Genomic DNA, 23,124 nt, shown 5'->3' on the forward strand with positions numbered 1-23,124 from the left:
TCGCCCGGTCGGACCATTTTACGCGTGTTGGATCCGATCAGGCTTCGACGACCGCGCGCTCGCGCGCCGAGAGCACTCGCGCGTCGCTCGCTTTGACCTTCGCCTCGCCCTCGCGGAAGAGGCTGTACAGCGGTGCAGCGAGGAAGAGCGTCGAGTACGCGGCCACGATGGTACCCACGAAGATCGACAGCGAGATGTCCGTGAGGGTCTGCGCGCCGAGCCAGAACGCGCCGATGAACAGGATCGCTCCGGTCGGCAGGATCGCGACCACGGTCGTGTTGATCGATCGGATGAGAGTCTGGTTCACCGCGAGGTTCACCGACTCGCCGAACGTGCGGGCAGAGATCTCCCCGTCATCCCTCGTGTTCTCCCGGATCTTGTCGAAGACGACGGTGATGTCATACAGCGAGTACGCGAGGATCGTGAGGAATCCGATGACGGCGGCGGGCGAGATCGCGAAGCCGAACACCGCGTAGATCCCGATCGTGACGATCAGCACGTCGACGACGCCGATGATGGCGGCCGCGGACATCTTCCAGGTACGGAAGTACAGCGCGAGGATCACGAAGGTCAGCGTGAGGAAGATCGCCAGACCCCACAGGGACTGACGTGTCACGCCCTCGCCCCAGCTCGGGCCGATGAATGACGACGTCACGTCGGCGGCCGGCACGTTGTAGGCCTCCGCGAGCGCCTCCGAGACACGCTGTGTCTCGTCGTTGGACATCTGGTCGGTCTGCACCCGGACGGAGTCCGAACCGACCGTCGTGACTCGCGTCTCGGCGTTCGGGACGACGGACTGGACGGCGGTGGTCGCAATGGCCTGGTCGGGATTGGACAGCTCGTTGATCGTGAACTGGGATCCCCCGGTGAACTCGATCGAGAACTCGATCGGGCGGAAGAGCGGCACCAACGCGGAGGCGATGACGAGCAGCGCACCGATCAGAAACCAGAGCCGGCGACGTCCGACGAACGGGAAGGAGGTCTTGCCGGTGTAGAGGTCGTTACCGACCTGGGACATCGAGCGCATCAGTTGCGACCGCCCTTCGACGGGGACACGGTATCGTCCGCGGGTGTGGAGCCTGCATCCCCCTGCTGCGCAGCGCGTTTACGCTCGGCGATGGTCTGACGACGCTCCGCCTCGCCGCGCGAGCGCGCGACGCGACCGGTCGGGGCCACCGGAGCGCGGAACTGCGCGCGACCGCGGTACACCGCGCCGAGCGCTGTCGGGTCGAGACCGGACAGCGGGTGGCCGGAGCCGAAGAATCGGGTGCGGGCCAGCAGCTGCATCACGGGATGGGTGAACAGGATGAAGATGAGCACGTCGATGACGGTCGTGAGGCCCAGCGTGAACGCGAAGCCCTTCACGGTCGCATCGGCGAGGATGTAGAGCACCACGGCGGCGAGCACGTTGATGGACTTCGAGATGTAGATCGTGCGCTTGGCACGGCTCCACCCGTCCTCGACCGCTGCGGTGATCGACTTGCCGTCGCGCAACTCGTCGCGGATGCGCTCGAAGTAGATGATGAACGAGTCGGCCGTGAATCCGATCGACACGATCACACCCGCGACACCTGCCAGCGACAGGCGGTAGCCCATGCGCCAGGCGAGGATGCAGAGGGTGATGTAGGTGAGCACACCCATGACCACGAGCGACGCCATGATCACCGTGCCGAGCGCTCGGTAGACGGTCAGCGAGTACACCGCCACGAGAGCCAGACCGATGAGGCCGGCGATCAGACCGATCATCAGCTGCTGAGAACCGAGGGTGGCCGAGATCGTGTCGGAGCTCTGCACAGTGAAGCTCAAGGGCAGGGCGCCGTACTTGAGCTGGTCAGCCAGCGTCTTCGCGCTCTCCTGCGAGAAGGAGCCCGTGATCTGCGGCTTCCCGTCGGTGATGATGCCGTTCATCGACGGAGCGGAGAGCACCGTTCCATCGAGCACGAACGCGAACTGGTTGAGCGGTCGCTGGAGCGGGTACAGCCGCTGGCTGATCTCGGTGAACTTCTCGGTGCCTTCCGCGTTGAAGACGAGGTTGACCGCCCACTGGCCGTTGGTCTGCACGACCCCCGAGCTCGCGTCGGCGACGTCGTCACCCTTGATCTCGACCGGACCGAGGATGTACTTCGCGGTGCCATCGGTCGAACAGGTGATCAGCGGGTCGGCGTCGGGAGCATTCGCGGGATCGTTCGTGGGGTTGGCGCAGTCGTAGGCCTGGAACTCCGCCTGCAGCTTCGGGGTGATCCAACTGACGTCGCTGCCGTTCGTCGGCGACGCGGTCGGCGTGGCCGCGAGCGAGGGATCGGGCGTCGGATACGGCGTCGCCGTGCCGTCCTGACCGATGAAGCTGCCGCTGACCTCGCCCGACTCGACGAGCACGGGACGCAGCTGCAGCTGGGCCGAGTCCTGGATGCGCTGACGCGTCTCCTCATCGGCCTCGCCCGGGATCTGGACGACGACGTTGCGTCCGCCCTCGGTCGTGACGTCCGCCTCGCCGACACCGGAGGCGTCGACGCGCTGGCGGATGATCGTGACGGCCTGCGTCATCTGGTCGCCGCTCGGAGCAGCGCCATCGGCGGTCTGCGCCGCGAGGATGATCTGCGTCCCGCCCTGAAGGTCCAGGGCGAGTTCAGGAGACCAGGAGCTCGCGGGAGCTCCGGCGGAGGTCTTGAAGACGTAGACGCCCAGGGCGTTCACGCCGAAGAGCACAGCGGTCACCGCGAGGAGCCCGATGAGGGCGCGCCAGGCGTGACGGACGGGAGTGGATGTCGCCACGGACGATCAGCTTTCTCGTGCAGGAAGGGATGGAGGCGTCAGGCCTCGGGCTTGTCCTTCTTGTCGTTCTCGACCTCATCGCTGTGCGACGAGTACTTGTGGTCGTCGCTGATCGAGGTGATGTCACCGTCGGCGACGCCGGCGATGTACTCGGCCTCACTCGCCTCGGCCTCGATGAACTCGTCCTCGGTCACGACGCCCTCAGCAGGGTCGACGACACGCAGGATGGCCTGGCTGTGCACCTTGATCTCGACGCCAGGAGCGATCTCGATGAGGGCCGGCTGGTCGAGGTTGTCGGCATCGAACTCGACGATCGTTCCGTACAGACCGCCCTGCAACAGCACCTCGGCGCCGGGAACCGTCTGGCGGGCCTTCTGCTCCTGCTCGGCCTTCGCCTTCTGCATGCGGCGACGCGAGCTCCAGAACATGAAGATCAGGAGGATCACCAGCAGGATGATCAGACCGTAGTTGGCGAAGAAGGTCGCGAAGTCCATGAAGTGGAGGGGCCCTTTCCGGGGCAGCGCGAACCGGGTCCAGCGCTGGTCGAGTCAGTTGCGGCGAAAGCCTTCAGCGATTATAGGTCATCCAGGCGCAGCGCTCCGGTCGGATGCGGCACGCCCAGGTGCCCGTAGGCCTCCGGAGTCGCCACGCGGCCTCGGGGCGTGCGCCCCATGAAGCCGATTCGCACCAGGTAGGGCTCGACGACCGATTCGATCGTGTCCGCCTCCTCGCCGACCGCGACAGCCAAGGTGTTCAGACCGACGGGACCACCGCGGAAGCGACGGATGAGCGCGTCCAGCACGGCCCGGTCGAGCCGGTCGAGACCGATCGGGTCGACGTCGTACAGCTCGAGCGCAGCATCCACGCTGGCGAGGCTGCCCGACCCGCCGTCGGCGTAGACGATGAGATAGTCGCGCACCCGCCGCAGAAGTCGGTTCGCGATGCGCGGAGTTCCGCGCGAGCGGCGGGCGATCTCGGAGCGAGCCGTGGTCGGCAGCTCCACGCCGAGCATCGAGCTGGACCGGGCGATGACCCGTTCGAGCTCGTCGGGCTCGTAGTACTCGAGGTGCGCGGTGAAGCCGAAGCGGTCGCGCAGCGGATTGGGCAGCAGCCCCGACCTCGTGGTGGCGCCCACCAGGGTGAAGGGGGCGAGATCGAGGGGGATGCTCGTGGCACCGGCGCCCTTGCCGACCATGATGTCGATCCGGAAGTCCTCCATCGCGAGATACAGCATCTCTTCGGCCGAGCGCGCCATGCGGTGGATCTCGTCGATGAACAGCACCTCACCGGGCGTCAGCGACGACAGCAGTGCCGCCAGATCGCCGGCATGCTGGATGGCCGGCCCGCTCGACATGCGCAGCGCGCGTCCGCTTTCATGCGCGACGATCATGGCGAGCGTCGTCTTGCCGAGCCCCGGCGGGCCCGAGAGCAGGATGTGGTCGGGCGGGCGCTGCTGGATCCGCGCCGCGTCGAGCAGCAGCTGCAGCTGCCCCCGCACCTTCTGCTGCCCGACGAAGTCCGCGAGCGAGTCGGGACGCAACGCCCCCTCGATGGCGAGTTCACTTTCGTCCGCGGGGGTGCCCGCATCCCTCATCTCATCCACGCACAGCCTCCCCGCGAGCCGGGCCCAGCGCCGCGAGGGCTCTGCGCAGGAGCGCCGCGACCGTCCGTTCCTCGGGCGCGTCGGCGACCACGACCGCGGCCGTCTCTGCGGCGACGCGTTCGGACCAGCCCAGGCCGACGAGCGCCTGTGCGAGCTGAACGACGAGATCGGTGGACGCCGTCGAGGAGCCGGCGGTGGATGCGGTGGGCGGCGCCAGCTTGCCGGCGAGCTGCACCACGATCAGCTTGGCCGTCTTGGGTCCGATTCCGGAGACCTTGCGGAAGGGACCATCGGCCTCGTCTGCCACCGCCTGCGCGATCTGGTCGATGCTGAGCTCGGCCAGCACACCGAGCGCGGACTTCGGACCTACTCCCGACACGGCGATCAGCGCCGCGAAGACCGCCAGCTCCTCTCGCGTGCGAAAGCCCACGAGCGAGAGGGCGTCCTCGCGGACGATCATGTGCGTGTGCAGCAGGATCTCGTCGCCCAGGCGCGCCGTGCGCGAGACGTCCGGGGTGACGGCGACGCTGTAGCCGACGCCGGCGACCTCGAGGACGAGTCCATCGGAGGATGCGTGCACGACGGAGCCGCGGAGCGAGGCGATCATGCCTGCGAGCCTATCCCGCTTCGCACCTTTGTTCGATTCGACACGCTCAGCGTCGTGCCTTCTCCGCCGCTCGCCACGCACGCTGCGCCGGGGTGAGCGCCGCATCCGCGACGGCCGCTCCCCCGACGCCGCCACCGCGCCACGCATGGCACAGGGCGAGCGCGAGCGCGTCCGCGGCATCCGCGGGCTGAGGGAGCGCGTCCAGTCGGAGAACCCTGGCCACCATCGTCTGAACCTGCAGCTTCTCGGCGGAGCCGTAGCCGGTGATCGCGGCCTTGACCTCGCTGGGCGTGTGGGTCGCGGTGCGCAGTCCGTGCTCGGCCGCGACGAGCAGCGCGATGCCGCTGGCTTGAGCCGTGCCCATCACGGTGCTTCGGTTCTGCTGCGCGAACACCCGTTCCACAGCGACGACATCGGGCCGGTGCTCCCGTACGGCGTCACGAAGCCCCTGCGCGATGAGGTGGAGCCGCTCCGCGATCGGCAGGTCGGGCGACGATCGGATGACCCCGACGTGCACGAGGCTCGCGCGACGGTCGGCCGCGACGTCCACGACGCCCACGCCGCAGCGCGTCAGGCCCGGGTCGACGCCGAGCACGCGCAGAGAGGAAGCCACCCCGCCACGCTACGTGCCACACGGCGAGCCGGACCCGCGACGCGCCCGCAACGACGGACGCCTACTCGTCGGCTTCGAGCTCCGCCTGCACCTCGGGCGTCAGATCGAAGTTGCTGAAGACGTTCTGCACGTCGTCGCTGTCTTCGAGCGCGTCGATCAGGCGGAACACCTTCCGCGCCGTCTCGGCGTCGACCTCGACCTTGAGGTTCGGCACGAACTCGACGTCGGCCGACTCGTACTCGATGCCCGCATCGGTGAGCGCGGTACGGACGGACACGAGGTCGGAGGCCTCGGTGATCACCTCGAAGCCCTGCGCGTGCGGCTCGATCTCCTCCGCGCCCGCCTCGAGCGCGGCCATCATGACGTCGTCCTCGCTCGTGCCCTCCTCGGACACGACGATGACGCCCTTGCGGGTGAAGTTGTACGCGACCGACCCGGGATCGGCCAGGGTGCCGCCGTTGCGGGACAGTGCGGTGCGGACCTCCGCAGCGGCGCGGTTCTTGTTGTCGGTCAGACACTCGATCATGAGGGCGACGCCGTTGGGCCCGTAACCCTCGTACATGATCGAGGAGTACTCCACCGACTCGCCGCCGATGCCGGCTCCGCGCTTGATGGCGCGATCGATGTTGTCCTTCGGCACCGACGTCTTCTTGGCCTTGAGGACCGCATCGAAGAGCGTCGGGTTGCCCGCCAGATCGGCGCCGCCCAGCTTCGCGGCGACCTCGATGTTCTTGATGAGCTTCGCCCACGACTTCGCACGGCGCGCGTCGACGACGGCCTTCTTGTGCTTCGTGGTGGCCCATTTGGAGTGACCGGACATGAGTCTCCCGTGTTCAGCGGCTGGAAAGTCCAGCGTCGATCTTAGTTCAGCCGCGCGCGGACCCGCTCGAGGAGGCGTTCATGGAACCGTGTCTCGTTCGAGACCTCGGGGTGGAACGAGGTTCCCAGGAGGTTGCCCTGCTCGACCGCGACCACACGCCCGTCGTCGAGGGTCGCGAGGATCTCGACGCCCGCACCAACCCGTTCGACGACGGGCGCACGGATGAAGACGGCCTTGACCGGCGGACCGCCGAAAGCGTCGACCCGCAAATCGCTCTCGAACGAGTCGAGCTGCGAGCCGAACGCGTTGCGCCGCACGGCCACATCGAGACCGCCGAAGCTCTGCTGCTCGGCGAGGCCGTCGAGCACCTCGTCGGCGAGGAGGATCAGTCCGGCGCACGTGCCGTAGACCGGGAGCCCCGTGGCGATCTCCCGACGCAAGGGGTCGCGCATCCCGAACGCCCGGCTCAGCTTGTCGATGACACTCGACTCGCCGCCCGGGATCACCAGGCCGTCGACCTCGGCGAGTTCCGCGGGCCGACGAACCGGTCGCGCCGCCGCGCCGAGGCGTCGGAGGATGCGCATGTGCTCGCGCACATCGCCCTGGAGGGCGAGGACCCCGATGCGGGGAGCGTCACCAACCACGGTCGGCGAGGCGGTGGGGGGCGGGGAGATCGGCCACGTTGATGCCGACCATCGCCTCTCCGAGTCCGCGCGAGGCCTCGGCGATGACGGCGGGGTCGTCGAAGAACGTGGTCGCCTTCACGATGGCGGCAGCACGCTGGGCGGGGTTGCCGGACTTGAAGATGCCGGAGCCTACGAAGACGCCGTCGGCTCCCAGCTGCATCATGAACGCGGCATCCGCGGGAGTCGCGACGCCGCCGGCGGTGAAGAGCACGACCGGGAGCGTGCCGGTGCGGGCGACCTCCGCCACGAGTTCATACGGCGCCTGGAGTTCCTTCGCCGCGACGTAGAGCTCATCGGCGCTCTTGGCGCCGAGGGCCGCGATCTCACCGCGGATCGTGCGGATGTGCTTCGTGGCCTCCGAGACGTCGCCCGTGCCCGCCTCCCCCTTGGAGCGGATCATCGCCGCGCCCTCGGTGATGCGCCGCAGAGCCTCACCGAGGTTCGTCGCACCGCATACGAACGGAACGGTGAAGCCCCACTTGTCGATGTGGTTCACGTAGTCCGCCGGCGAGAGCACCTCGGATTCGTCGACGTAGTCCACTCCGAGCGCCTGCAGAACCTGAGCTTCCACGACGTGACCGATTCGCGCCTTCGCCATGACCGGAATCGAAACCGCGGCGATGATCTCGTCGATCAGGTCGGGATCGCTCATGCGCGCAACACCGCCCTGGGCGCGGATGTCGGCGGGGACACGCTCGAGGGCCATGACGGCGACGGCCCCCGCGTCCTCTGCGATTCGCGCCTGCTCGGCCGTGACCACGTCCATGATCACGCCACCCTTGAGCATCTCGGCGAGTCCGCGCTTGACGCGCGTGGAACCGGTGAGGGAATCGGTCATCGGGTGCTCCTTCGTCCACGCCGCCCGGTGCGACGTTTTGTCCTAGGTCAGAAATTAGCATGTCCTACGGCGTAAGCTGGTGCGGATGTCTCTGTCTGACACGCGTCCCGAGATCCGCGGCTCCTCCGCCGCGGAGATCGCCGACAGCGTCCGCGCACTCGTCGAGCGCGGCGACCTCGCTCCCGGCCAATCGCTTCCACCCGTCCGGGCGCTCGCCGAATCGTTGGACGTCAACCGCAACACGGTCGCTGCGGCATATCGGCTCCTCACCCAGGCCGGCACGGTCGTCACCCGCGGGCGCGGCGGCACCCTCGTCGCCGAGGCCGCACCGGTCGCGCAAGAGGGCTTCGCCGCCGGAACCGTGCTCCGGGATGTGGGCACCGGCAATCCCGATCCCGACCGCATCCCGGACACCCTTCCCGCCCTGACACGCATCGCCCGCCGCCCCGTCCTCTACGGCGAGCCCGTCATCGACCCCGAACTCGAGGCGTGGGCCCGAGAGTGGGTGAGCGCCGACCTCGCGCCGTCGACGGTGCGGTTGACGATCACGAGCGGTGCGGTCGACGCCGTCGAGCGGTTGCTCGCGCAGGCCCTGACCAGAGACGACGCCGTCGCTCTCGAAGACCCCTGCTTCCTCGCCAGCATCCACACCGTGCGCCTGGGCGGCTATCGCGCCGTTCCGGTACCCGTGGACGCCGAGGGGATGACGGTCGACGGGCTTCGTGCTGCGCTCGCCGCCGGCGTCCGCGCCATCGTCTGCACGCCTCGCGCTCAGAACCCGACCGGCGCGAGTCTGAGTGCGCGCCGCGCCGCCGAGCTGCGCGCGGTGCTCGAGAACCATCCGTACGTGCTCATCATCGAAGACGACCATTTCTCGCTGCTGTCGCCGCAGCCGTACCACTCGATCATCGGAGCGCACCACCGACGGTGGGCACTCGTACGGTCGGTCTCGAAGTTCCTCGGACCCGACATGTGCCTGGCCGTCGCGGCATCGGATCCCGAGACCGCGGACCGTCTCGCGCTGCGCCTCAGCCCCGGAACCACCTGGGTCAGCCACCTCCTGCAGCGGCTCGCGATCGCTCTGCTCGCCGATGACGGCGTGCAGAGCGCGATTCGGGCAACAGGACGGCACTACGCGGACCGCAACGGCGCCTTCGCCGAACGGGCTCGGGACCACGGCCTCGCCGTCGAGTCGGGCGACGGACTGAACCTGTGGGTCCCCCTCGGCGTCCCCGCTCGCGCCGTCGCCGCGCAACTCATGCGCCGCGGCTGGCTCGCACGCACCGGCGACGAGTTCGTGCTCGCCGACGCGCGCGCGACGCACCACCTGCGCCTGACGGTGCATGATCTCTCCGACGATGATGCCGATCGGCTCATCGTCGACCTCGTCGCGGCCGTGGATGCGGTCGCCGCCACCTCGAAGATGGGATGACTCCACTGTGAAGGTACTTTCGATCCAGTCCGCCGTCGCCTACGGTCACGTCGGCAACTCCGCTGCGGTCTTCCCCCTGCAGCGCATCGGAGTCGAGGTTCTGCCTGTGTACACCGTGAACTTCTCGAACCACACCGGGTACGGCTCCTGGCGAGGACCGCTCATCGCACCGGACGACGTGCGCGACGTGATCACGGGCATCGAGGAGCGCGGCGTCTTCGACAAGATCGACGTGATCCTGTCCGGGTACCAGGGCTCCGAGGGCATCGCCGACGTGATCGTCGACGCAGTGGCGCGCGTGAAGGCCGCCAACCCGAACGCGGTCTACGCGTGCGATCCGGTGATGGGCAACGCCAAGTCCGGCTGTTTCGTCGCTCCCGCCATCCCCGAGCTCCTGCGCGAGAAGGTCGTCCCGGTGGCGGACATCATCACGCCCAATCAGTTCGAACTGGGCTTTCTCACCGGCACCGATCCGCACACCATCGAGGAGACTCTCGCTTCAGCGGATGCGGCCCGCGCGATGGGGCCGGACACGGTTCTCATCACGAGCGTCGAGCGCCCCGACCGCGAGGAGGGAACGATCGAGATGATGGCCGTGACGCCCCGAGGCGCCTGGATCGTGACGACCCCCCTGCTGCCCATGAAGGCGAACGGATCCGGCGATGTGACCGCCGCTCTCTTCACGGCGCACTACACGCGCACCGGCGATGCTGCGGACGCCCTGGCCCGCACCGCTTCCAGCGTGTTCGACCTGCTGGAGGCGACGCACCGCTCGGGCGAACGCGAACTTCAGCTCGTCGAGTCGCAGGAGGCCTACGCGCACCCCCGCCTGCAATTCACCGTGCGTCAGGTGCGCTGAGTCGACTCAGCCGCCGGTGGCGGCACGGAAGGCGCTCTCCCACTGGGGAGCGTCGCCCGGGCACAGGAACCCCGTTCCGAAGACCATGATGCTGGTGACGTTGCGCTCCGTCGTCGGATCGCCGTTCGTGAGTGCCGAGATCAGCGGCGAGGTCGCCACGTGCGTGGCATACAGGTCTTGGTCGACATCGTGACCGTTGAGGATCGAGGTCTCGCAGGCGTCCAGCGCGAGAGCGAGGGTGATGCTCTCGATCTCCGGTGACCACGTGCCACCCTGCGACTCGGTGTAGGCCCGCTGCTGCGAGATGAACTCCTGCTGCTCGGGGGTCTTCGGCGTCAGCATCGGGTCGCCGGGGATCTGCTGCTGAGCCTCGAAGAAGGCATCGCGCTCGGCGAAGACGTCGCCGTCGATCAGATCGTCGGATCCCGGTTCGCCGGCGCTCCCCGTGGATTCGTCCGAGGGAGCAAGCGCTTCGCCCGGTTCGCTGGATGCGGGCAGCGGGGTGAACTGGCACCCCGCCAACGGCACCAGCGCAAGCAGCAGCATCGGCGCGATGAGTCGGACGGAACGTGTGCGCATGAGAGACCCCCGGGCTCGTGGAACGATGCCCGCCACGCTATCGGCAGGCTGCTGCTCGTACCGGGGGCTTGTGGAGAACGCTCAGAGCGGCCATGCGTCCGCGAGCGAGCGGCGCACGTCGCCGAGCAGCTGCGGCAGCGCCTTGGTGCGCGCGATGATCGGGAAGAAGTTCGCGTCGGTCGCCCACCGCGGGACGACATGCTGGTGGAGATGGCCCGCAACCCCCGCGCCTGCGACGGCGCCCTGGTTCATGCCGATGTTGAACCCGTCGCAGCGGGACGTCTCGCGGAGCACGCGCATCGCGGTCTGTGTGAGCGCACCGATCTCCGCGACTTCTTCCGCATCCGCCAGATCGTACGTCGGGATGTGGCGGTACGGGCACACCAGCAGATGGCCCGAGTTGTACGGGAACAGGTTCAGCAGGACGTATGCGCGAACCCCGCGATGCACGATGAGTCCGTCCTCGTCGCTCTTGTGCGGCGCGGCGCAGAACGGGCACTGCTCGGAGTGCGGCTCGGGGCCGGCCTGGATGTAGGCCATGCGGTGCGGAGTCCACAGCCGCTGGAACTCATCCGGCACGCCGGCCAGATCGGATGCGGCGATCAGCGCCGCATCCGTCTGATCCGGCTCCGTCGTCACGCGAGATCCTCCGCGGTGTTGACGAGGGTCTTCTCCGCGATCACGCGCTGAATCATCGCGATCGCGTCATCGGCGGGAATCCCGTTCGTCTGCGTCCCGTCGCGGAAACGGAAGGACACCGTGCCGGCACTGCGGTCCTGCTCCCCCGCGATCAGCTGGATCGGGACCTTCTGGGTCGTGTGCGTGCGGATCTTCTTCTGCATCCGGTCGTCGGAGTGATCGACCTCCGCGCGGACACCCGACACCTTGAGGCGGTCGACGATGCCGTCCAGGTAGTCCGCGAACTGCTCGGCGACCGGGATGCCGACGACCTGCACGGGTGAGAGCCACACGGGGAAAGCCCCCGCATAGTGCTCGAGCAGGATGGCGAAGAAACGCTCGATCGAGCCGAACAGCGCCCGGTGGATCATGATCGGGCGGTGCTTCTCGCCGTCGGGACCGGTGTACTCGAGTCCGAAGCGCTCGGGAAGGTTCGGGTCGACCTGCACGGTCGACAGCTGCCAGGTGCGGCCGATGGCGTCCCGGGTCTTGAGGTCGATCTTCGGCCCGTAGAACGCGGCCTCACCCGGCACTTCGGTGAGCTTGAGGCCACTCGCCATGGCGACGTTGCGCAGCGCGTTCGTCGAGTACTCCCAGAACTCGTCGGAACCGATCCACTTCGACTTCTCGTCGTCGCGCATCGAGAGCTCCAGCTCGAAGTCCTCGAGCCCGAAGTCGCGGAGCATCGAGATCACGAACTCCAGCACGCGCGTCGCCTCGGCTTCGAGCTGCTCGGGGGTGACGAACAGGTGCGAGTCGTCCTGGGTGAAACCGCGCACGCGCGTGAGGCCGTGCAGGGCACCCGAGAGCTCGTTGCGGTAGACGGTGCCGTTCTCCGCGAGTCGCATCGGCAGGTCGCGGTAACTGCGGCCGCGCTCCTTGTAGATGAGGATGTGCATCGGACAGTTCATCGGCTTGAGGTAGTACTCCTGGCCGACCTTGGTGACGTTGCCCTCCGCGTCACGCTCTTCGTCCATGGTGATGGGCGGGAACATGCCCTCCCGGTAGGTCACCAGATGGTTGGAGGTGATGAACAGGTCTTCCTTGGAGATGTGCGGCGTGTAGACGTACGTGTACCCGCCTTCCACATGCCGACGCCTCGCGTGCTGCTCCATCTCGCCGCGCACGATGCCACCCTTGGGGTGCCAGACGCTGAGGCCGGAGCCGATCTCGTCGGGGAACGAGAACAGGTCGAGTTCCTTGCCGAGCTTGCGGTGGTCGCGCTTCGCCGCCTCCTCCAGCCGGTGCTGGTAGGCACGCAGGTCGTCCTTGGTCGCCCACGCGGTGCCGTAGATGCGCTGCAGCTGCGGGTTCTTCTCACTGCCGCGCCAGTACGCGCCGGCGATGCGCTGCAGATCCCAGCCGTTGCCGATGACGCGGGTGCTCGGCACGTGGGGTCCGCGGCAGAGATCCTTCCAGACCGTCTCGCCGTCGCGGTTCACGTTGTCGTAGATCGTGAGCTCACCCGCGCCGACCTCGACAGACGCCCCCTCGGCTGCTTCCTTCTTGCCGCCCTTCAGGCCGATGAGCTCGAGCTTGAAGGGTTCGTCGGCAAGCTCCGCGTGCGCCTCGTCGTCGGTCACGACCCGACGCACGAACCGCTGGTTCTCACGGACGATCCGCTCCATCTCCTTCTTGATGGCTTTGACGTCCTCCGGCGTGAACGGGGTGTCGGTGCCGAAGTCGTAGTAGAAGCCATCGGTGACGGGCGGGCCGATGCCGAGGTTCGTCTGCGGCTTGATACGCTGCACCGCCTGTGCGAGCACGTGCGCGGTGGAGTGACGGAGGATGGCCAGGCCGTCCTCCGACGAGATCGTGACCGGTTCGACGACGTCGGTCTCGGCGATCGTCGTCGCGAGGTCCTTCAGTTCGCCGTTCACGCGCAACGCGATGACGGAGCGGTCGGGGAAGAGGGCGAATCCGTCTGCGGGGTAGGCGACGGCTGCCGGGGTCAGATCAGTCAAAGGACGCTCCTGAAGTGGGTCTCAATCGATCCTATCGAGCTTGCGAGGCGGCAAGATGGTGTCGTGAAGCTGGCCCTCATCGGCGGCGCGCTGCTGCTGGTCGGCGTCGTCGCGGTCCTTTTCGGCGTCCTGCCCCCGGACGCGGCCGTCGCGGTGGCCGAACGCATCCTGCCGGTTCTCGGCTTCGTGACCGCCATCACGGTGGTCGCCGAGCTCGCGACCCGCGTGGGCCTGTTCGACGTGCTCGGAGCTTTTCTCGCACGCCTCTCCCGCGGCCGCACGATCGTGCTCTGGCTCCTCGTGGTGGCGCTCGCGCTGGTGTCCACCGCGTTCCTCTCTCTCGACACCACCGCAGTACTGCTGACGCCCGTCGTCGTCGCTGTCGCCAGAGCGAACGGACTTCCCCCCTTGCCGTTCGCGTTCGCGACGGTGTGGCTGGCGAACACAGCGTCCCTGTTCCTTCCCGTGTCCAATCTCACGAACCTGCTCGCAGCGCACAATCTCGCGGGAGGCACGGGAGCGTTCGTGGGACTTCTCGGGCCGTCGGCGCTGATCGCCGTGGTCGTGACCGTGGCCGTCCTGTGGCTCCGCGACCGCAGGCGGCTGCGGGGACGCTTCTCCCCCGCAGCGTCACCGCAGATCGCCGACAGGCCGCTCCTGATCACGGCCGGAGTGATCGTGGCGGTCATGCTCCCGCTACTGGTCTCGGGCCTCGAGCCGTGGATGCCCGCGGCGGCAGCGGCTGTCGTGCTCGTCGGTTTCGTCTCGTGGCGCTCGCCGCGACTGCTCTCGCTGCGTCTCATCCCCTGGCAGCTGCTCGTCTTCGCGAGCGGTCTGCTCCTGGTCGCCTCGGCAGCGGACGCGGCGGGTCTGCTCGACCCGGTCTCGGCTGTGCTCAACTCATCGGACCAGCCCTGGACGGTGTTCGCGGTCGCCGGTGCGGGCACCGTCGGCGCGAACGTCATCAACAACCTGCCCGCCTACCTGGCCCTCGAACCGGCGGTCGCGGCATCTCCGATCCATCTTGCGGCCCTTCTCATCGGCGTCAACGCCGGTCCGCTCATCACGCCGTGGGCGTCGCTGGCGACGCTGTTGTGGCACGAGCGGCTGCAGTCGGAGGGCATCGACGTGTCGTGGGGACGATTCATCCTGTGGGGTGCGCTCGCCGCTCCGCTGATCGTCGGACTCGCCGCACTCCCGCTGCTGTGGATGCGGTGAGCTCAGGCTTCGGAGATGTCGTAGTCGGGGTCGTAGCCGTCATCCGGCCCGTCGAAGCCCTCGACCGCCCTCAGATGACGCTCGGGTGCCGGGCGGACCCGCTGCAGGTGGGCCTCGAGCTCGGAGCTGTCGAAGTCCGGGTCGTCGCCGTCCCGCGCGACCGGCACCGAGAGCACATCGTTGCCCAGCCCGACGACGAGTTCGGCGGTGCCGTCCGGGTCGATGGGGATCCGCACTGCCGCCGCTTCGCCACGCTTGGCGAGTTCCGCCGTCAGCTCGACGAGAAGGCTCGCCACATCGTCGGTGGTCAGTACATTCTCGCCGGCGTAGGTGATGCGTCTCATGCATCCACCATGCGCGCCTGTGCACCGCGTCCCGGGGCGGTTGCGACGACCCCTGCGGTGGTCTAGGCACGCGCAGAACCGATCATCGCGGGGCATCGTTCTGAGCGATCTGCTGACCGACGACGCACAGCGGAAGGCGTTTCGGGTGCGTTAAAAGATCGCCATCTTCCTGTGTGTTCGCTCAAGACCAGGTGAGAATGACCTCCATGCGCCCGGCGAAGTGCGCCCGGCGACCATTCACAGCAGGGATACCACTATGTCTCTTGTTCACATCAGGCGAGGCCGTGCCGGTCTCGTAGTCGCCGCTCTGGCCGGCACGGCAGTCATGCTGGCCGCGTGTTCGGGCGGAGGAGGCGGCGGCGAGTCGACGGGCGGCGGCGCAGGCGGCGACCTCATCGTCGGCACCACCGACAAGATCACCTTCATCGACCCGGCTGGCTCCTACGACAACGGCTCGTTCGCGGTCATGAACCAGGTCTACCCGTTCCTCTTCAACAGCCAGTACGGCACTGCAGATGTGACCCCCGACATCGCCGAGTCCGGCGAGTTCACCTCGCCGACGGAGTTCACCGTCACGCTCAAGGACGGACTCACCTTCGCGAACGGACACGAGTTGACGTCGTCGGATGTCAAGTTCAGCTTCGACCGGCAGCTGAAGATCGCCGATCCGAACGGGCCGTCCTCGCTGCTCGGCAACCTCGCATCCGTCGAGGCGCCCGACGACACCACCGTCGTGTTCACCCTGAAGAACGGCAACGACCAGACCTGGGAGCAGATCCTCTCCAGCCCCGCAGGTCCGATCGTCGACGAGGAGGTCTTCTCGGCCGACGCGCTCACCAGCGACGATGACATCGTCGCCGGCAACGCCTTCGGCGGTCAGTACGTGATCGACTCGTACAAGATCAACGAGCTCATCTCCTACAAGCCCAACCCCGACTACAAGGGTGCTCTCGGCGCAGCGGAGAACAGCAGCGTCACGGTCAAGTACTACGCCGACTCCTCCAACCTGAAGCTCGATGTCGCCGGCGGCGACATCGACGTCGCCTTCCGCAGCCTCTCCGCCACGGACGTGGACGACCTGTCGAAGAACGACGCGGTCAAGGTCGTGGACGGTCCCGGCGGCGAGATCCGCTACATCGTCTTCAACTTCGACACGATGCCCTTCGGCGCCGCGACGCCCGAGGCCGACCCGGCCAAGTCGCTCGCGGTACGGCAGGCGATGGCCGACCTCGTCGACCGCGAGGCACTGAGCGAGGACGTGTACAAGGGCACTTACACGCCGCTCTACTCCTACGTGCCCCAGGGTCTCACGGGCGCCACCGAGCCGCTGAAGGAGCTCTACGGCGACGGTGCGGGGGCGCCCGACCTCGACAAGGCGAAGGCCGCGCTCGAGGCCGCCGGTGTATCCACCCCGGTCACACTGAACCTCCAGTACAACGGCGACCACTACGGCCCCTCGTCGGGTGACGAGTACGCCGCGGTCAAGTCGCAGCTGGAAGAGGGCGGCCTGTTCACCGTCAACCTCGCGCAGACCGAGTGGGTGCAGTACTCCAAGGACCGCACCGCCGACGTCTACCCGATGTATCAGCTCGGATGGTTCCCCGACTACTCCGACGCCGACAACTACCTCACGCCGTTCTTCGCCGCGGACAACTTCCTCGCGAACCACTACGACAACAGCGAGGTGCAGGAGCTCATCACGGCTCAGGCGTCCGAGACGGATGCGGCCGCGCGCCAGTCGGACATCGAGAAGATCCAGGAACTCGTCGCGACGGACCTGTCGACGCTGCCGCTGCTGCAGGGCACGCAGGTCGCCGTCGTCGGCAAGGACGTGGACGGCGCCGTGCTCGACGGCTCGTTTAAGTTCCGCTACGCCCCGCTCCACAAGTAAGTCCCCCTCGCTCCGGACGACGCCGCCTTCCGACGGCGTCGTCCGGACGCGGGTGGAGGACTCCGACCGTTCAAAGGTTTCCGCATGGTCACAGCGGTAGACGCCGCCGCCGTCGTCAAGCCCGTCGCTCCCCAGCGGGGTGGGCTCTGGCGCTACATCCTGATCAGACTCGTCCTGATCATCCCCACCGTCTTCATCCTCGTCACCGTGGTCTTCCTCCTGATGCGGGTCACCGGAGACCCCATCACCGCCGCCCTCGGCGGCAAGCTCCCACCCGATCAACTCGCCGAACGCATCCACGAGGCCGGATACGACCGCCCGCTGATCGTCCAGTACGCGGAGTACATCGGCGGGGTCTTCCGCGGCGACTTCGGCAACACGATCACCGACGGGCGTCCGGTGGTCACGATCCTGCTGCAGTACGGATCCGCGACGCTCGAGCTCGCCCTGTACGCGCTCATCGTGGCCTTCGTCCTCGGCATCCCGCTCGGTCTGCTCGCGGCCTACCGCCGCGACCGCTGGCAGGATGCGGCCCTGAGGATCGCCGCGATCCTGGGTTACGCAACGCCGATCTTCTTCCTCGGGATGGTCCTCAAACTCATCTTCTCCGTCGCGCTCGGCGTCCTTCCCGCATCCGGACGCGCGGGTACGCGCACCGAGCTGGCCTTACAGAGCCTCGACGGCCAGACCGGTATCTACCTCATCGACGCCATCCGACTCGGCAGACCGGATGCGGTGGGCGACGTCCTGTGGCACGCGGTCCTGCCGGCGCTCGCTCTCGGCATCCTCACGGCCGGCATCTTCCTGCGCCTCGTGCGCACCAACGTGATCGGCACGCTCGGCTCGCAGTACGTCACGAGCGCACGCGCCCGGGGCGTCGGCGAGTACCGGCTCGTCACGAAGCACGCCTACCGTCCGGCGCTCATCCCGATCGTCACCGTCATCGGCCTGCAGATCGCCGTGCTCCTCTCGGGCGCCGTCCTGACCGAGACGACCTTCGAATGGAAGGGCATCGGCTTCATGCTCTCCGAGTATCTGAAGGCGCGGGACTTCGTGGCCGTTCAGGGCATCGTGGTCATGATCGCCGTGGTCGTCGCGGTCACGAACTTCATCGTCGACGTCGTCGCCGCCCTCATCGACCCGCGAGTGAGGTACTGATGTCCACCGCCCCCTCCCCGGCAGCCGTCACCGACCGCCGCCGTCCGCTTGCCGACCGGCTGCCGGTCCTCTCACAGCTCCGCCGCAGCGTGGGGCTGCAGCGCGGGATGCTCGTGGCCGGGCTCGTCATCACGGCCCTGTTCATCCTGACCGCCGCCCTCGCACCATGGATCGCGCCCTACGGCTTCGCGCAGCGCTCGGTGGACGGCCAGGACTTCGGCACCCTCCAGGCACCGAATGCGGTCAACCTCCTCGGAACGACCGTCAGCGGCTTCGACGTCCTGTCGCGGACGATCTGGGGGGCGCAGACGGCGCTGCTCGCCATCGTGTGCGCGATCGCCTTCTCGATCTTCCTCGGGGTGCTCGTCGGCCTGCTCGGCGGATACTTCGGCGGCTGGCTGGACCGCATCCTCGTCGTCCTCGCCGATGCCATCTACGCCTTCCCCTCGCTGCTGCTGGCGATCGTGATGTCGATCGTCATCAGCCAGGGACAATCGACGCTCTGGGGCGGCATCCTCGCGTCGGCCATCGCCATCACTGTCGTGTTCGTCCCGCAGTACTTCCGTGTCGTGCGCAGCGAGGTGGTGCGGGTCAAAGCGGAACCGTTCGTGGAGTCCGCGCAGGTCATCGGGGTGCCGACCTCGCGCATCCTCCTGCGACACGTGCTGCGCAACTCCACCCGGTCTCTGCCGGTCGTCGTCACCCTCAACGCCTCGGAGGCGCTGTTGACGCTCGCCGGCCTGGGCTTCCTCGGATTCGGCATCGAAGCGACGGCTGCCGCGGAGTGGGGCTACGACCTCAATCGCGCCGTCTCGGACGTCACGAGCGGCATCTGGTGGACCGCCATCCCGCCGGGCATCGCCATCGTCCTCGTCGTCCTCGGCATCACGCTCGTCGGTGAGAGCCTCAACGACCTGAGCGACCCGCGGCTGCGCACCCGACGCCGCGCGCCCCGCTCGCGCACGAAGGAGGCGTCCGCATGAGCGATATCGCACGCATCGACGACCTGAGGGTCACCTTCGCGACCGACGGTGATCCCGTCGTCGCCGTCGACGGTATCTCGCTCGCCGCGCACGCGGGCGAGGTCCTCGCCATCGTCGGCGAATCCGGGTCCGGGAAGACCGTCACGGCCAACACCCTGCTCGGGCTGCTCCCGGAGACCGCCACCACGTCCGGCGCTGTGGTGATCCAGGGCCGGGACAGCGGCGAGACCGACATCGTCCATGCATCCGCGTCCCAGCTGCGCGCCGTGCGCGGTCGTGACGCCGCGATGGTGTTCCAGGAGCCGTCGACGGCGCTGAATCCGGTGTTCACCGTGGGATGGCAGATCGCCGAGGGCATCCGGGCGCATGAGCGGGTGACGCGGGCGGAGGCGCGGCGCCGCTCGGTCGAGATCCTCCGGAAGGTGGGGATCCCCGAGCCGGAGAAGCGCGTCGACGATTACCCCCACCAGTTCTCCGGGGGACAGAAGCAGCGCGTCGTCATCGCGATGGCGCTCGTGCTCAATGCGGGTCTGATCATCGCCGACGAGCCGACGACGGCGCTGGATGTGACCGTGCAGGCGGAGATCCTCGAGCTGCTGCGCGCGTGCCGCGACGAGTTCGGCGCGACGATCGTGCTCATCACGCACAACATGGGCGTGGTCGCCGATCTCGCGGATCGTGTCGTGGTCATGTATCGCGGCGAGATCGTCGAGCAGGCACCGGTGCGCGAGCTCTTCGCCGCACCGCAGCAGTCCTACACGCGCGAGCTGCTCGCGGCTGTTCCTCATGTCGGCGCCGGGAAGAGCGCGGCACAGGACCCGGCAACGCCTGCACCGACCGAGCCGCCGGCGGGGAGCCTCGTGGTCGCTCGCGATCTCCACATCGCCTACCCGGGCCGCTTCGGTCGCACGGGCGTCGTGGCCGTGCGCGGCGTCGATTTCTGGATCGGCCCGGGTGAGGTCCTCGGCCTCGTCGGAGAGTCCGGCTCGGGCAAGACCACGATCAGCCGCGCGATCGTGGGTCTGACCTCCGTCGCGGACGGGTCCCTGCAGGTCCTCGGCACCGAGATGCGCGATGTGAGGCCCCGTGCGCTCACGGCGCTACGCCCGCAGGTGGGATTCGTCTTCCAGGACCCCGCCACGAGTTTCAATCCTCTGCTGACGATCGCGGAGTGCATCGCCGAGCCGCTCGTCGTGCACAAGCGGGTGCGCAGCGCCGCTCAGGCGCGCAAGCGCGTCGACGAGCTCCTGGATGCGGTGCGCCTCCCTGCCGCCTATGGGGACCGCTTCCCGCATGAACTGTCGGGAGGACAGCGCCAGCGCGCGTCCCTCGCCCGCGCCCTCGCCCTCGACCCGAAGCTGCTGATCGCGGACGAGCCGACCAGTGCGCTCGATGTGTCGGTGCAGGCCACGGTGCTGGAGCTGTTCGCGGCACTCCAGCGGGAGCTCGGCTTCGCGTCGCTGTTCATCAGCCATGACCTGGCTGTCATCGACGCCGTGGCGGGCCGCGTCGTCGTCCTGCGGCAGGGTGAGGTGCGCGAGCAGGGAACGACCGCGCAGGTGCTCCTGCACCCGCAGGACGCCTACACCGAACGCCTCCTGACATCGCTGCCGGTGCCCGACCCGGTGGCGCAGGCGGAGCGCCGCGCCGCGTGGCTGGCGCTGCCGCCCGAAGCGGGGCGATGAACGGCGCGTGCGCCGGGACCTCACCCTCGCCGGGCCGGTCGCGGCGCACGCATCCGCTCATCCGCGAAGGGGCGTGATGCCCTGCGCCGTCCGGGGGAAGGTCGCGAGGACGGCGGGGTCGATGTTGAGGTGGGCGGAGACGAGCTGTGGCGGCACGTGCGCGAGCCAGTTGGCGAGGCTGATCTCCTCGTACCTGTCGGTGCGGAACACCTCGAGGAATTGCAGGAGGTCGTCGCCGGTGTTCTCGATGTAGTGGCCGTAGTTCTTCTTGACGACCCCGACATCACCCGGCCGAAAGTCGGTCGTGTTGGCGTGCGGGCCGGTGTTGAACACCGTCATGCGGGCTGAGCCGCGCAGGTAGTACTGCCATTCGTCCGCGTTCGGGTGCCAGTGCAGCTCGCGCATGGAACCTGGTTCGACCGTCACGAGCGCGGCAGCGACGGTGTTCGAGTAGGCGTAGTTGGTGGAGTCGGCTACCTGCACGCTGCCGCCCGAGTTCTGGTATCGAGGCTGGGAGCGGGACAGCCGGAAGATGACCGGCTCCATCCCCCACTCGACGCCCGCGGCGGCCTGATCGACCTCCAGGGCGGGCGGCTCGTCGCCGGGGAAGATCCAGAGGTTGTGCAGCGGGATGTCGGAGAACACCTCCTGGGCGACCCCGAAGTTCTTCGCGAGCACCTCCGGCGGCGTGTGTGCGAACCAGTCCGTGAGCAGCAAGGTGTTCGATTCCGACTGCTGTCCGTCATCGAAGGCGAGCACGAACTCCGCGCCGTCCGGCCCGAGCCCCTGCAGCGAGTGCGGGGTCCCCGCCGGGAAGAACCAGAGATCACCTTCCTCCACATCCTCCACCGCCGGCAGGCCCGAGCGGCTGAGTGTCGTCACACGCGCCTTGCCGCGCGTCATGACCGCCCACTCGGCTGTCTGATGCCAGTGGAGCTCGCGGATGCCACCCGGCTCCAGATACATGTTGACCCCCGCGATCTCATCCGAGATGTGGAAGTCGCTGCTGGTCAGCTCGCGCGCCCATCCGCCACGCTGCACGCGACGAGGAGAGATGTTGAACGACGACCAGAAGAACGGCTGCGTCGAGATGTCGGTGGCCGGAGCATCGATCTGGTTCGGGAACTGCGACGTGATGACGGGGTTCCGCGGACCCGTCATGACGGTGCTCTGCGGCCGGTCAGCCGTGTTGATCTCGCCCTCCGCGGGAAGGTCGGGATTGCCGAACGTCGCTGCCTCGTGGTGCGGCGCTGTGCTGTCCGGGGTGTCCATGCTTGTGCTCCTTTGTCCCGTCGAGTGGATGCCGGCGAGTCTCGCCGAACGGTGCCTCGGCTCGGCACCGCGCGATGACGCAATTCGCTTCGACGCGCGTCGAGGCTCGTCAGGGAGCGGGACGGATTCCGACTCAGAGCGGATGCGGGTGCCTTACGCCGCATATAGCGTCTGCGCGTACCCGCCGCGCCGCCGGGCGCCTCGCAAGCGAGCAGAGGAACCTGAGGAGAACCACCCATGTCCGACACCACCGTCGTCCTCGTCCACGGCGCGTTCGCCGAGTCCTCGAGCTGGAACGGCGTTCTGACGCTGCTGCAGGATGCGGGCATCGACGCGATCGCGACCCCGAACGCCCTGCGCAGCGTGACCACGGACGCGGAGAACGTTCGTCGTCTCGTCGATTCGCTGCCCGGCGACGTGCTGTTGGTGGGCCATTCGTACGGCGGTGCGGTCATCACGGAAGCCGGCGCCGAGAACAAGAAGGTCAAGGGCCTCGTCTACGTGGCGGCCTTCGCGCCCGACCATGGCGAGAACGCTCTCGACCTGACCGGTCAGTTCCCCGGCAGCACCCTCGGTGAGCGCGTGCGACCGTACCCTCTCGGCGACGGCACGAATGACCTCGTCGTCGACCGCGCACTCTTCCCGGACCAGTTCGCCGCCGATGTGCCGCTCGAGGTCGCGAAGCTGTCGGCCCTCACGCAGCGTCCGATCCGGGACTACGCCCTCGGCGAGGGCCTGCCCGCCGAGACGCCGGCGTGGAAGACGCTCCCGTCGTGGTTCATCTACGGGACGGGCGACAAGAACATTCCCGAGGCGGGGCTCGCGTTCATGGCGGAGCGTGCCGGCTCGCGCGGCACTCGCGTGATCGACGGCGCGTCGCACTCGGTCATGGTCTCGAACCCCGGGGCGGTGGCAGAGCTGATCAAGGCCGCGCTCGCAGAACTCGCCTGACCCCTCGAGCCGGCGCGGCGCGGGGATCGAACCGGTGACGTATGCTCTCCTCGTCCTCTCCAAGGGCGGGGATCAGGCGGGACGCGTCGTCAGGCGCGGGTGCCGCTGGCCGGTCGGCGAGGGGAACGCGGACAATGATCGAGTCGAGACGACGCGTGTGGCCCTGGACGA

22 protein-coding genes are annotated in these 23,124 nt (G+C 68.1%); 8 read left to right on the top strand and 14 right to left on the bottom strand.

Annotated features, from left to right (window positions below):
* Window positions 1–37 precede the first annotated feature (37 nt).
* The 9 genes from secF to pdxS all read right to left on the bottom strand — a co-directional run bounded on the left by secF (window position 38) and on the right by pdxS (window position 7,939).
* Entirely contained in the window at window positions 38–1,027 is a 990-nt protein-coding gene (gene secF / locus LXM64_RS08795; RefSeq protein WP_234072903.1) for a protein translocase subunit SecF, read from the bottom strand.
* Window positions 1,027–2,772 (bottom strand): protein translocase subunit SecD, encoded by a 1,746-nt coding sequence (secD, locus tag LXM64_RS08800; protein WP_234072904.1) that lies wholly within the window; start codon window positions 2,770–2,772, stop codon window positions 1,027–1,029. Before secD ends, secF begins: the two co-directional genes overlap by 1 nt.
* A 38-nt stretch (window positions 2,773–2,810) precedes the next feature.
* On the bottom strand, window positions 2,811–3,266 hold the full coding sequence (locus LXM64_RS08805) for a preprotein translocase subunit YajC (RefSeq protein WP_234072905.1): 456 nt from the start codon (window positions 3,264–3,266) through the stop codon (window positions 2,811–2,813).
* A gap of 80 nt (window positions 3,267–3,346) precedes the next feature.
* Complete coding sequence (gene ruvB / locus LXM64_RS08810; RefSeq protein ID WP_234075441.1) at window positions 3,347–4,366, bottom strand: Holliday junction branch migration DNA helicase RuvB; 1,020 nt, start codon at window positions 4,364–4,366, stop codon at window positions 3,347–3,349.
* Window position 4,367: 1 nt separating this feature from the next.
* Complete coding sequence (gene ruvA / locus LXM64_RS08815; protein WP_234072906.1) at window positions 4,368–4,982, bottom strand: Holliday junction branch migration protein RuvA; 615 nt, start codon at window positions 4,980–4,982, stop codon at window positions 4,368–4,370.
* Between the two features lie 46 nt (window positions 4,983–5,028).
* Complete coding sequence (gene ruvC / locus LXM64_RS08820) at window positions 5,029–5,595, bottom strand: crossover junction endodeoxyribonuclease RuvC (protein ID WP_234072907.1); 567 nt, start codon at window positions 5,593–5,595, stop codon at window positions 5,029–5,031.
* Between the two features lie 61 nt (window positions 5,596–5,656).
* Window positions 5,657–6,415 carry a YebC/PmpR family DNA-binding transcriptional regulator gene (locus LXM64_RS08825; RefSeq protein ID WP_234072908.1) on the bottom strand — a complete coding sequence of 253 codons (759 nt, stop codon included), beginning with the start codon at window positions 6,413–6,415 and terminating at the stop codon, window positions 5,657–5,659.
* A gap of 41 nt (window positions 6,416–6,456) precedes the next feature.
* The gene (pdxT, locus tag LXM64_RS08830) at window positions 6,457–7,059 is read right to left on the bottom strand and encodes a pyridoxal 5'-phosphate synthase glutaminase subunit PdxT (protein ID WP_267955097.1); all 603 of its coding nucleotides are present in this window, start codon (window positions 7,057–7,059) and stop codon (window positions 6,457–6,459) included.
* Window positions 7,049–7,939: a pyridoxal 5'-phosphate synthase lyase subunit PdxS gene (pdxS, locus tag LXM64_RS08835; RefSeq protein WP_137416937.1), complete on the bottom strand. Its 891-nt coding sequence runs from the start codon at window positions 7,937–7,939 to the stop codon at window positions 7,049–7,051. Before pdxS ends, pdxT begins: the two co-directional genes overlap by 11 nt.
* A gap of 85 nt (window positions 7,940–8,024) precedes the next feature.
* Here pdxS and LXM64_RS08840 point away from each other — a divergent pair, with 85 nt between their 5' ends.
* Both LXM64_RS08840 and pdxY read left to right on the top strand, forming a co-directional pair.
* Window positions 8,025–9,371, top strand: a complete 1,347-nt coding sequence (locus LXM64_RS08840) for an aminotransferase class I/II-fold pyridoxal phosphate-dependent enzyme (RefSeq protein WP_234072909.1) — start codon at window positions 8,025–8,027, stop codon at window positions 9,369–9,371.
* A gap of 7 nt (window positions 9,372–9,378) precedes the next feature.
* Window positions 9,379–10,230: a pyridoxal kinase PdxY gene (gene pdxY / locus LXM64_RS08845; RefSeq protein WP_234072910.1), complete on the top strand. Its 852-nt coding sequence runs from the start codon at window positions 9,379–9,381 to the stop codon at window positions 10,228–10,230.
* A gap of 6 nt (window positions 10,231–10,236) precedes the next feature.
* Here the strand turns inward: pdxY and LXM64_RS08850 are convergent, their stop codons facing one another.
* From LXM64_RS08850 to thrS, 3 genes are all read right to left on the bottom strand, one after another.
* Window positions 10,237–10,809 carry a hypothetical protein gene (locus LXM64_RS08850; RefSeq protein WP_234072911.1) on the bottom strand — a complete coding sequence of 191 codons (573 nt, stop codon included), beginning with the start codon at window positions 10,807–10,809 and terminating at the stop codon, window positions 10,237–10,239.
* 81 nt (window positions 10,810–10,890) lie between these two features.
* Entirely contained in the window at window positions 10,891–11,448 is a 558-nt protein-coding gene (locus tag LXM64_RS08855) for an HIT family protein (protein ID WP_234072912.1), read from the bottom strand.
* Window positions 11,445–13,451: a threonine--tRNA ligase gene (gene thrS / locus LXM64_RS08860; protein WP_234072913.1), complete on the bottom strand. Its 2,007-nt coding sequence runs from the start codon at window positions 13,449–13,451 to the stop codon at window positions 11,445–11,447. The genes LXM64_RS08855 and thrS overlap by 4 nt, the downstream gene beginning before the upstream one ends.
* Window positions 13,452–13,514: 63 nt before the next feature.
* Between thrS and LXM64_RS08865 the strand changes: the two genes are divergently transcribed.
* On the top strand, window positions 13,515–14,669 hold the full coding sequence (locus LXM64_RS08865; RefSeq protein WP_234072914.1) for an SLC13 family permease: 1,155 nt from the start codon (window positions 13,515–13,517) through the stop codon (window positions 14,667–14,669).
* Between the two features lie 2 nt (window positions 14,670–14,671).
* On the opposite strand, the gene LXM64_RS08870 is transcribed toward LXM64_RS08865, so the two are convergent.
* Complete coding sequence (locus LXM64_RS08870; RefSeq protein ID WP_234072915.1) at window positions 14,672–15,013, bottom strand: hypothetical protein; 342 nt, start codon at window positions 15,011–15,013, stop codon at window positions 14,672–14,674.
* 256 nt (window positions 15,014–15,269) lie between these two features.
* On the opposite strand from LXM64_RS08870, the gene LXM64_RS08875 reads away from it, so the two are divergent.
* The 4 genes from LXM64_RS08875 to LXM64_RS08890 all read left to right on the top strand — a co-directional run bounded on the left by LXM64_RS08875 (window position 15,270) and on the right by LXM64_RS08890 (window position 20,730).
* Window positions 15,270–16,904 (top strand): ABC transporter substrate-binding protein, encoded by a 1,635-nt coding sequence (locus tag LXM64_RS08875; protein ID WP_234072916.1) that lies wholly within the window; start codon window positions 15,270–15,272, stop codon window positions 16,902–16,904.
* A gap of 84 nt (window positions 16,905–16,988) precedes the next feature.
* On the top strand, window positions 16,989–18,062 hold the full coding sequence (locus tag LXM64_RS08880; RefSeq protein ID WP_234072917.1) for an ABC transporter permease: 1,074 nt from the start codon (window positions 16,989–16,991) through the stop codon (window positions 18,060–18,062).
* Window positions 18,062–19,045 carry an ABC transporter permease gene (locus LXM64_RS08885; RefSeq protein ID WP_137416928.1) on the top strand — a complete coding sequence of 328 codons (984 nt, stop codon included), beginning with the start codon at window positions 18,062–18,064 and terminating at the stop codon, window positions 19,043–19,045. The genes LXM64_RS08880 and LXM64_RS08885 overlap by 1 nt, the downstream gene beginning before the upstream one ends.
* Window positions 19,042–20,730 carry a dipeptide ABC transporter ATP-binding protein gene (locus LXM64_RS08890; protein ID WP_234072918.1) on the top strand — a complete coding sequence of 563 codons (1,689 nt, stop codon included), beginning with the start codon at window positions 19,042–19,044 and terminating at the stop codon, window positions 20,728–20,730. Before LXM64_RS08885 ends, LXM64_RS08890 begins: the two co-directional genes overlap by 4 nt.
* A 57-nt stretch (window positions 20,731–20,787) precedes the next feature.
* Here LXM64_RS08890 and LXM64_RS08895 read toward each other — a convergent pair whose 3' ends face one another.
* Window positions 20,788–22,002, bottom strand: coding sequence for a cupin domain-containing protein (locus LXM64_RS08895; RefSeq protein WP_234072919.1), 1,215 nt, complete (start codon window positions 22,000–22,002; stop codon window positions 20,788–20,790).
* Between the two features lie 237 nt (window positions 22,003–22,239).
* Between LXM64_RS08895 and LXM64_RS08900 the strand changes: the two genes are divergently transcribed.
* Window positions 22,240–22,953 (top strand): alpha/beta fold hydrolase, encoded by a 714-nt coding sequence (locus tag LXM64_RS08900; RefSeq protein WP_234072920.1) that lies wholly within the window; start codon window positions 22,240–22,242, stop codon window positions 22,951–22,953.
* Window positions 22,954–23,124 lie beyond the last annotated feature (171 nt).

The organism is Microbacterium binotii, from assembly GCF_021398715.1.
Lineage (GTDB): Bacteria > Actinomycetota > Actinomycetes > Actinomycetales > Microbacteriaceae > Microbacterium > Microbacterium binotii_A.

Bases quoted from the DNA above. Each gene is read 5' to 3' on its own strand.
- secF (WP_234072903.1), bottom strand. From the start codon at position 1,027: ATGCGCTCGATGTCCCAGGTCGGTAACGACCTCTACACCGGCAAGACC.
- LXM64_RS08805 (WP_234072905.1), bottom strand. From the start codon at position 3,266: ATGGACTTCGCGACCTTCTTCGCCAACTACGGTCTGATCATCCTGCTG.
- ruvB (WP_234075441.1), bottom strand. From the start codon at position 4,366: ATGAGGGATGCGGGCACCCCCGCGGACGAAAGTGAACTCGCCATCGAG.
- ruvA (WP_234072906.1), bottom strand. From the start codon at position 4,982: ATGATCGCCTCGCTCCGCGGCTCCGTCGTGCACGCATCCTCCGATGGA.
- LXM64_RS08825 (WP_234072908.1), bottom strand. From the start codon at position 6,415: ATGTCCGGTCACTCCAAATGGGCCACCACGAAGCACAAGAAGGCCGTC.
- pdxS (WP_137416937.1), bottom strand. From the start codon at position 7,939: ATGACCGATTCCCTCACCGGTTCCACGCGCGTCAAGCGCGGACTCGCC.
- LXM64_RS08840 (WP_234072909.1), top strand. From the start codon at position 8,025: ATGTCTCTGTCTGACACGCGTCCCGAGATCCGCGGCTCCTCCGCCGCG.
- LXM64_RS08850 (WP_234072911.1), bottom strand. From the start codon at position 10,809: ATGCGCACACGTTCCGTCCGACTCATCGCGCCGATGCTGCTGCTTGCG.
- LXM64_RS08870 (WP_234072915.1), bottom strand. From the start codon at position 15,013: ATGAGACGCATCACCTACGCCGGCGAGAATGTACTGACCACCGACGAT.
- LXM64_RS08875 (WP_234072916.1), top strand. From the start codon at position 15,270: ATGTCTCTTGTTCACATCAGGCGAGGCCGTGCCGGTCTCGTAGTCGCC.
- LXM64_RS08880 (WP_234072917.1), top strand. From the start codon at position 16,989: ATGGTCACAGCGGTAGACGCCGCCGCCGTCGTCAAGCCCGTCGCTCCC.
- LXM64_RS08885 (WP_137416928.1), top strand. From the start codon at position 18,062: ATGTCCACCGCCCCCTCCCCGGCAGCCGTCACCGACCGCCGCCGTCCG.
- LXM64_RS08890 (WP_234072918.1), top strand. From the start codon at position 19,042: ATGAGCGATATCGCACGCATCGACGACCTGAGGGTCACCTTCGCGACC.
- LXM64_RS08895 (WP_234072919.1), bottom strand. From the start codon at position 22,002: ATGGACACCCCGGACAGCACAGCGCCGCACCACGAGGCAGCGACGTTC.
- LXM64_RS08900 (WP_234072920.1), top strand. From the start codon at position 22,240: ATGTCCGACACCACCGTCGTCCTCGTCCACGGCGCGTTCGCCGAGTCC.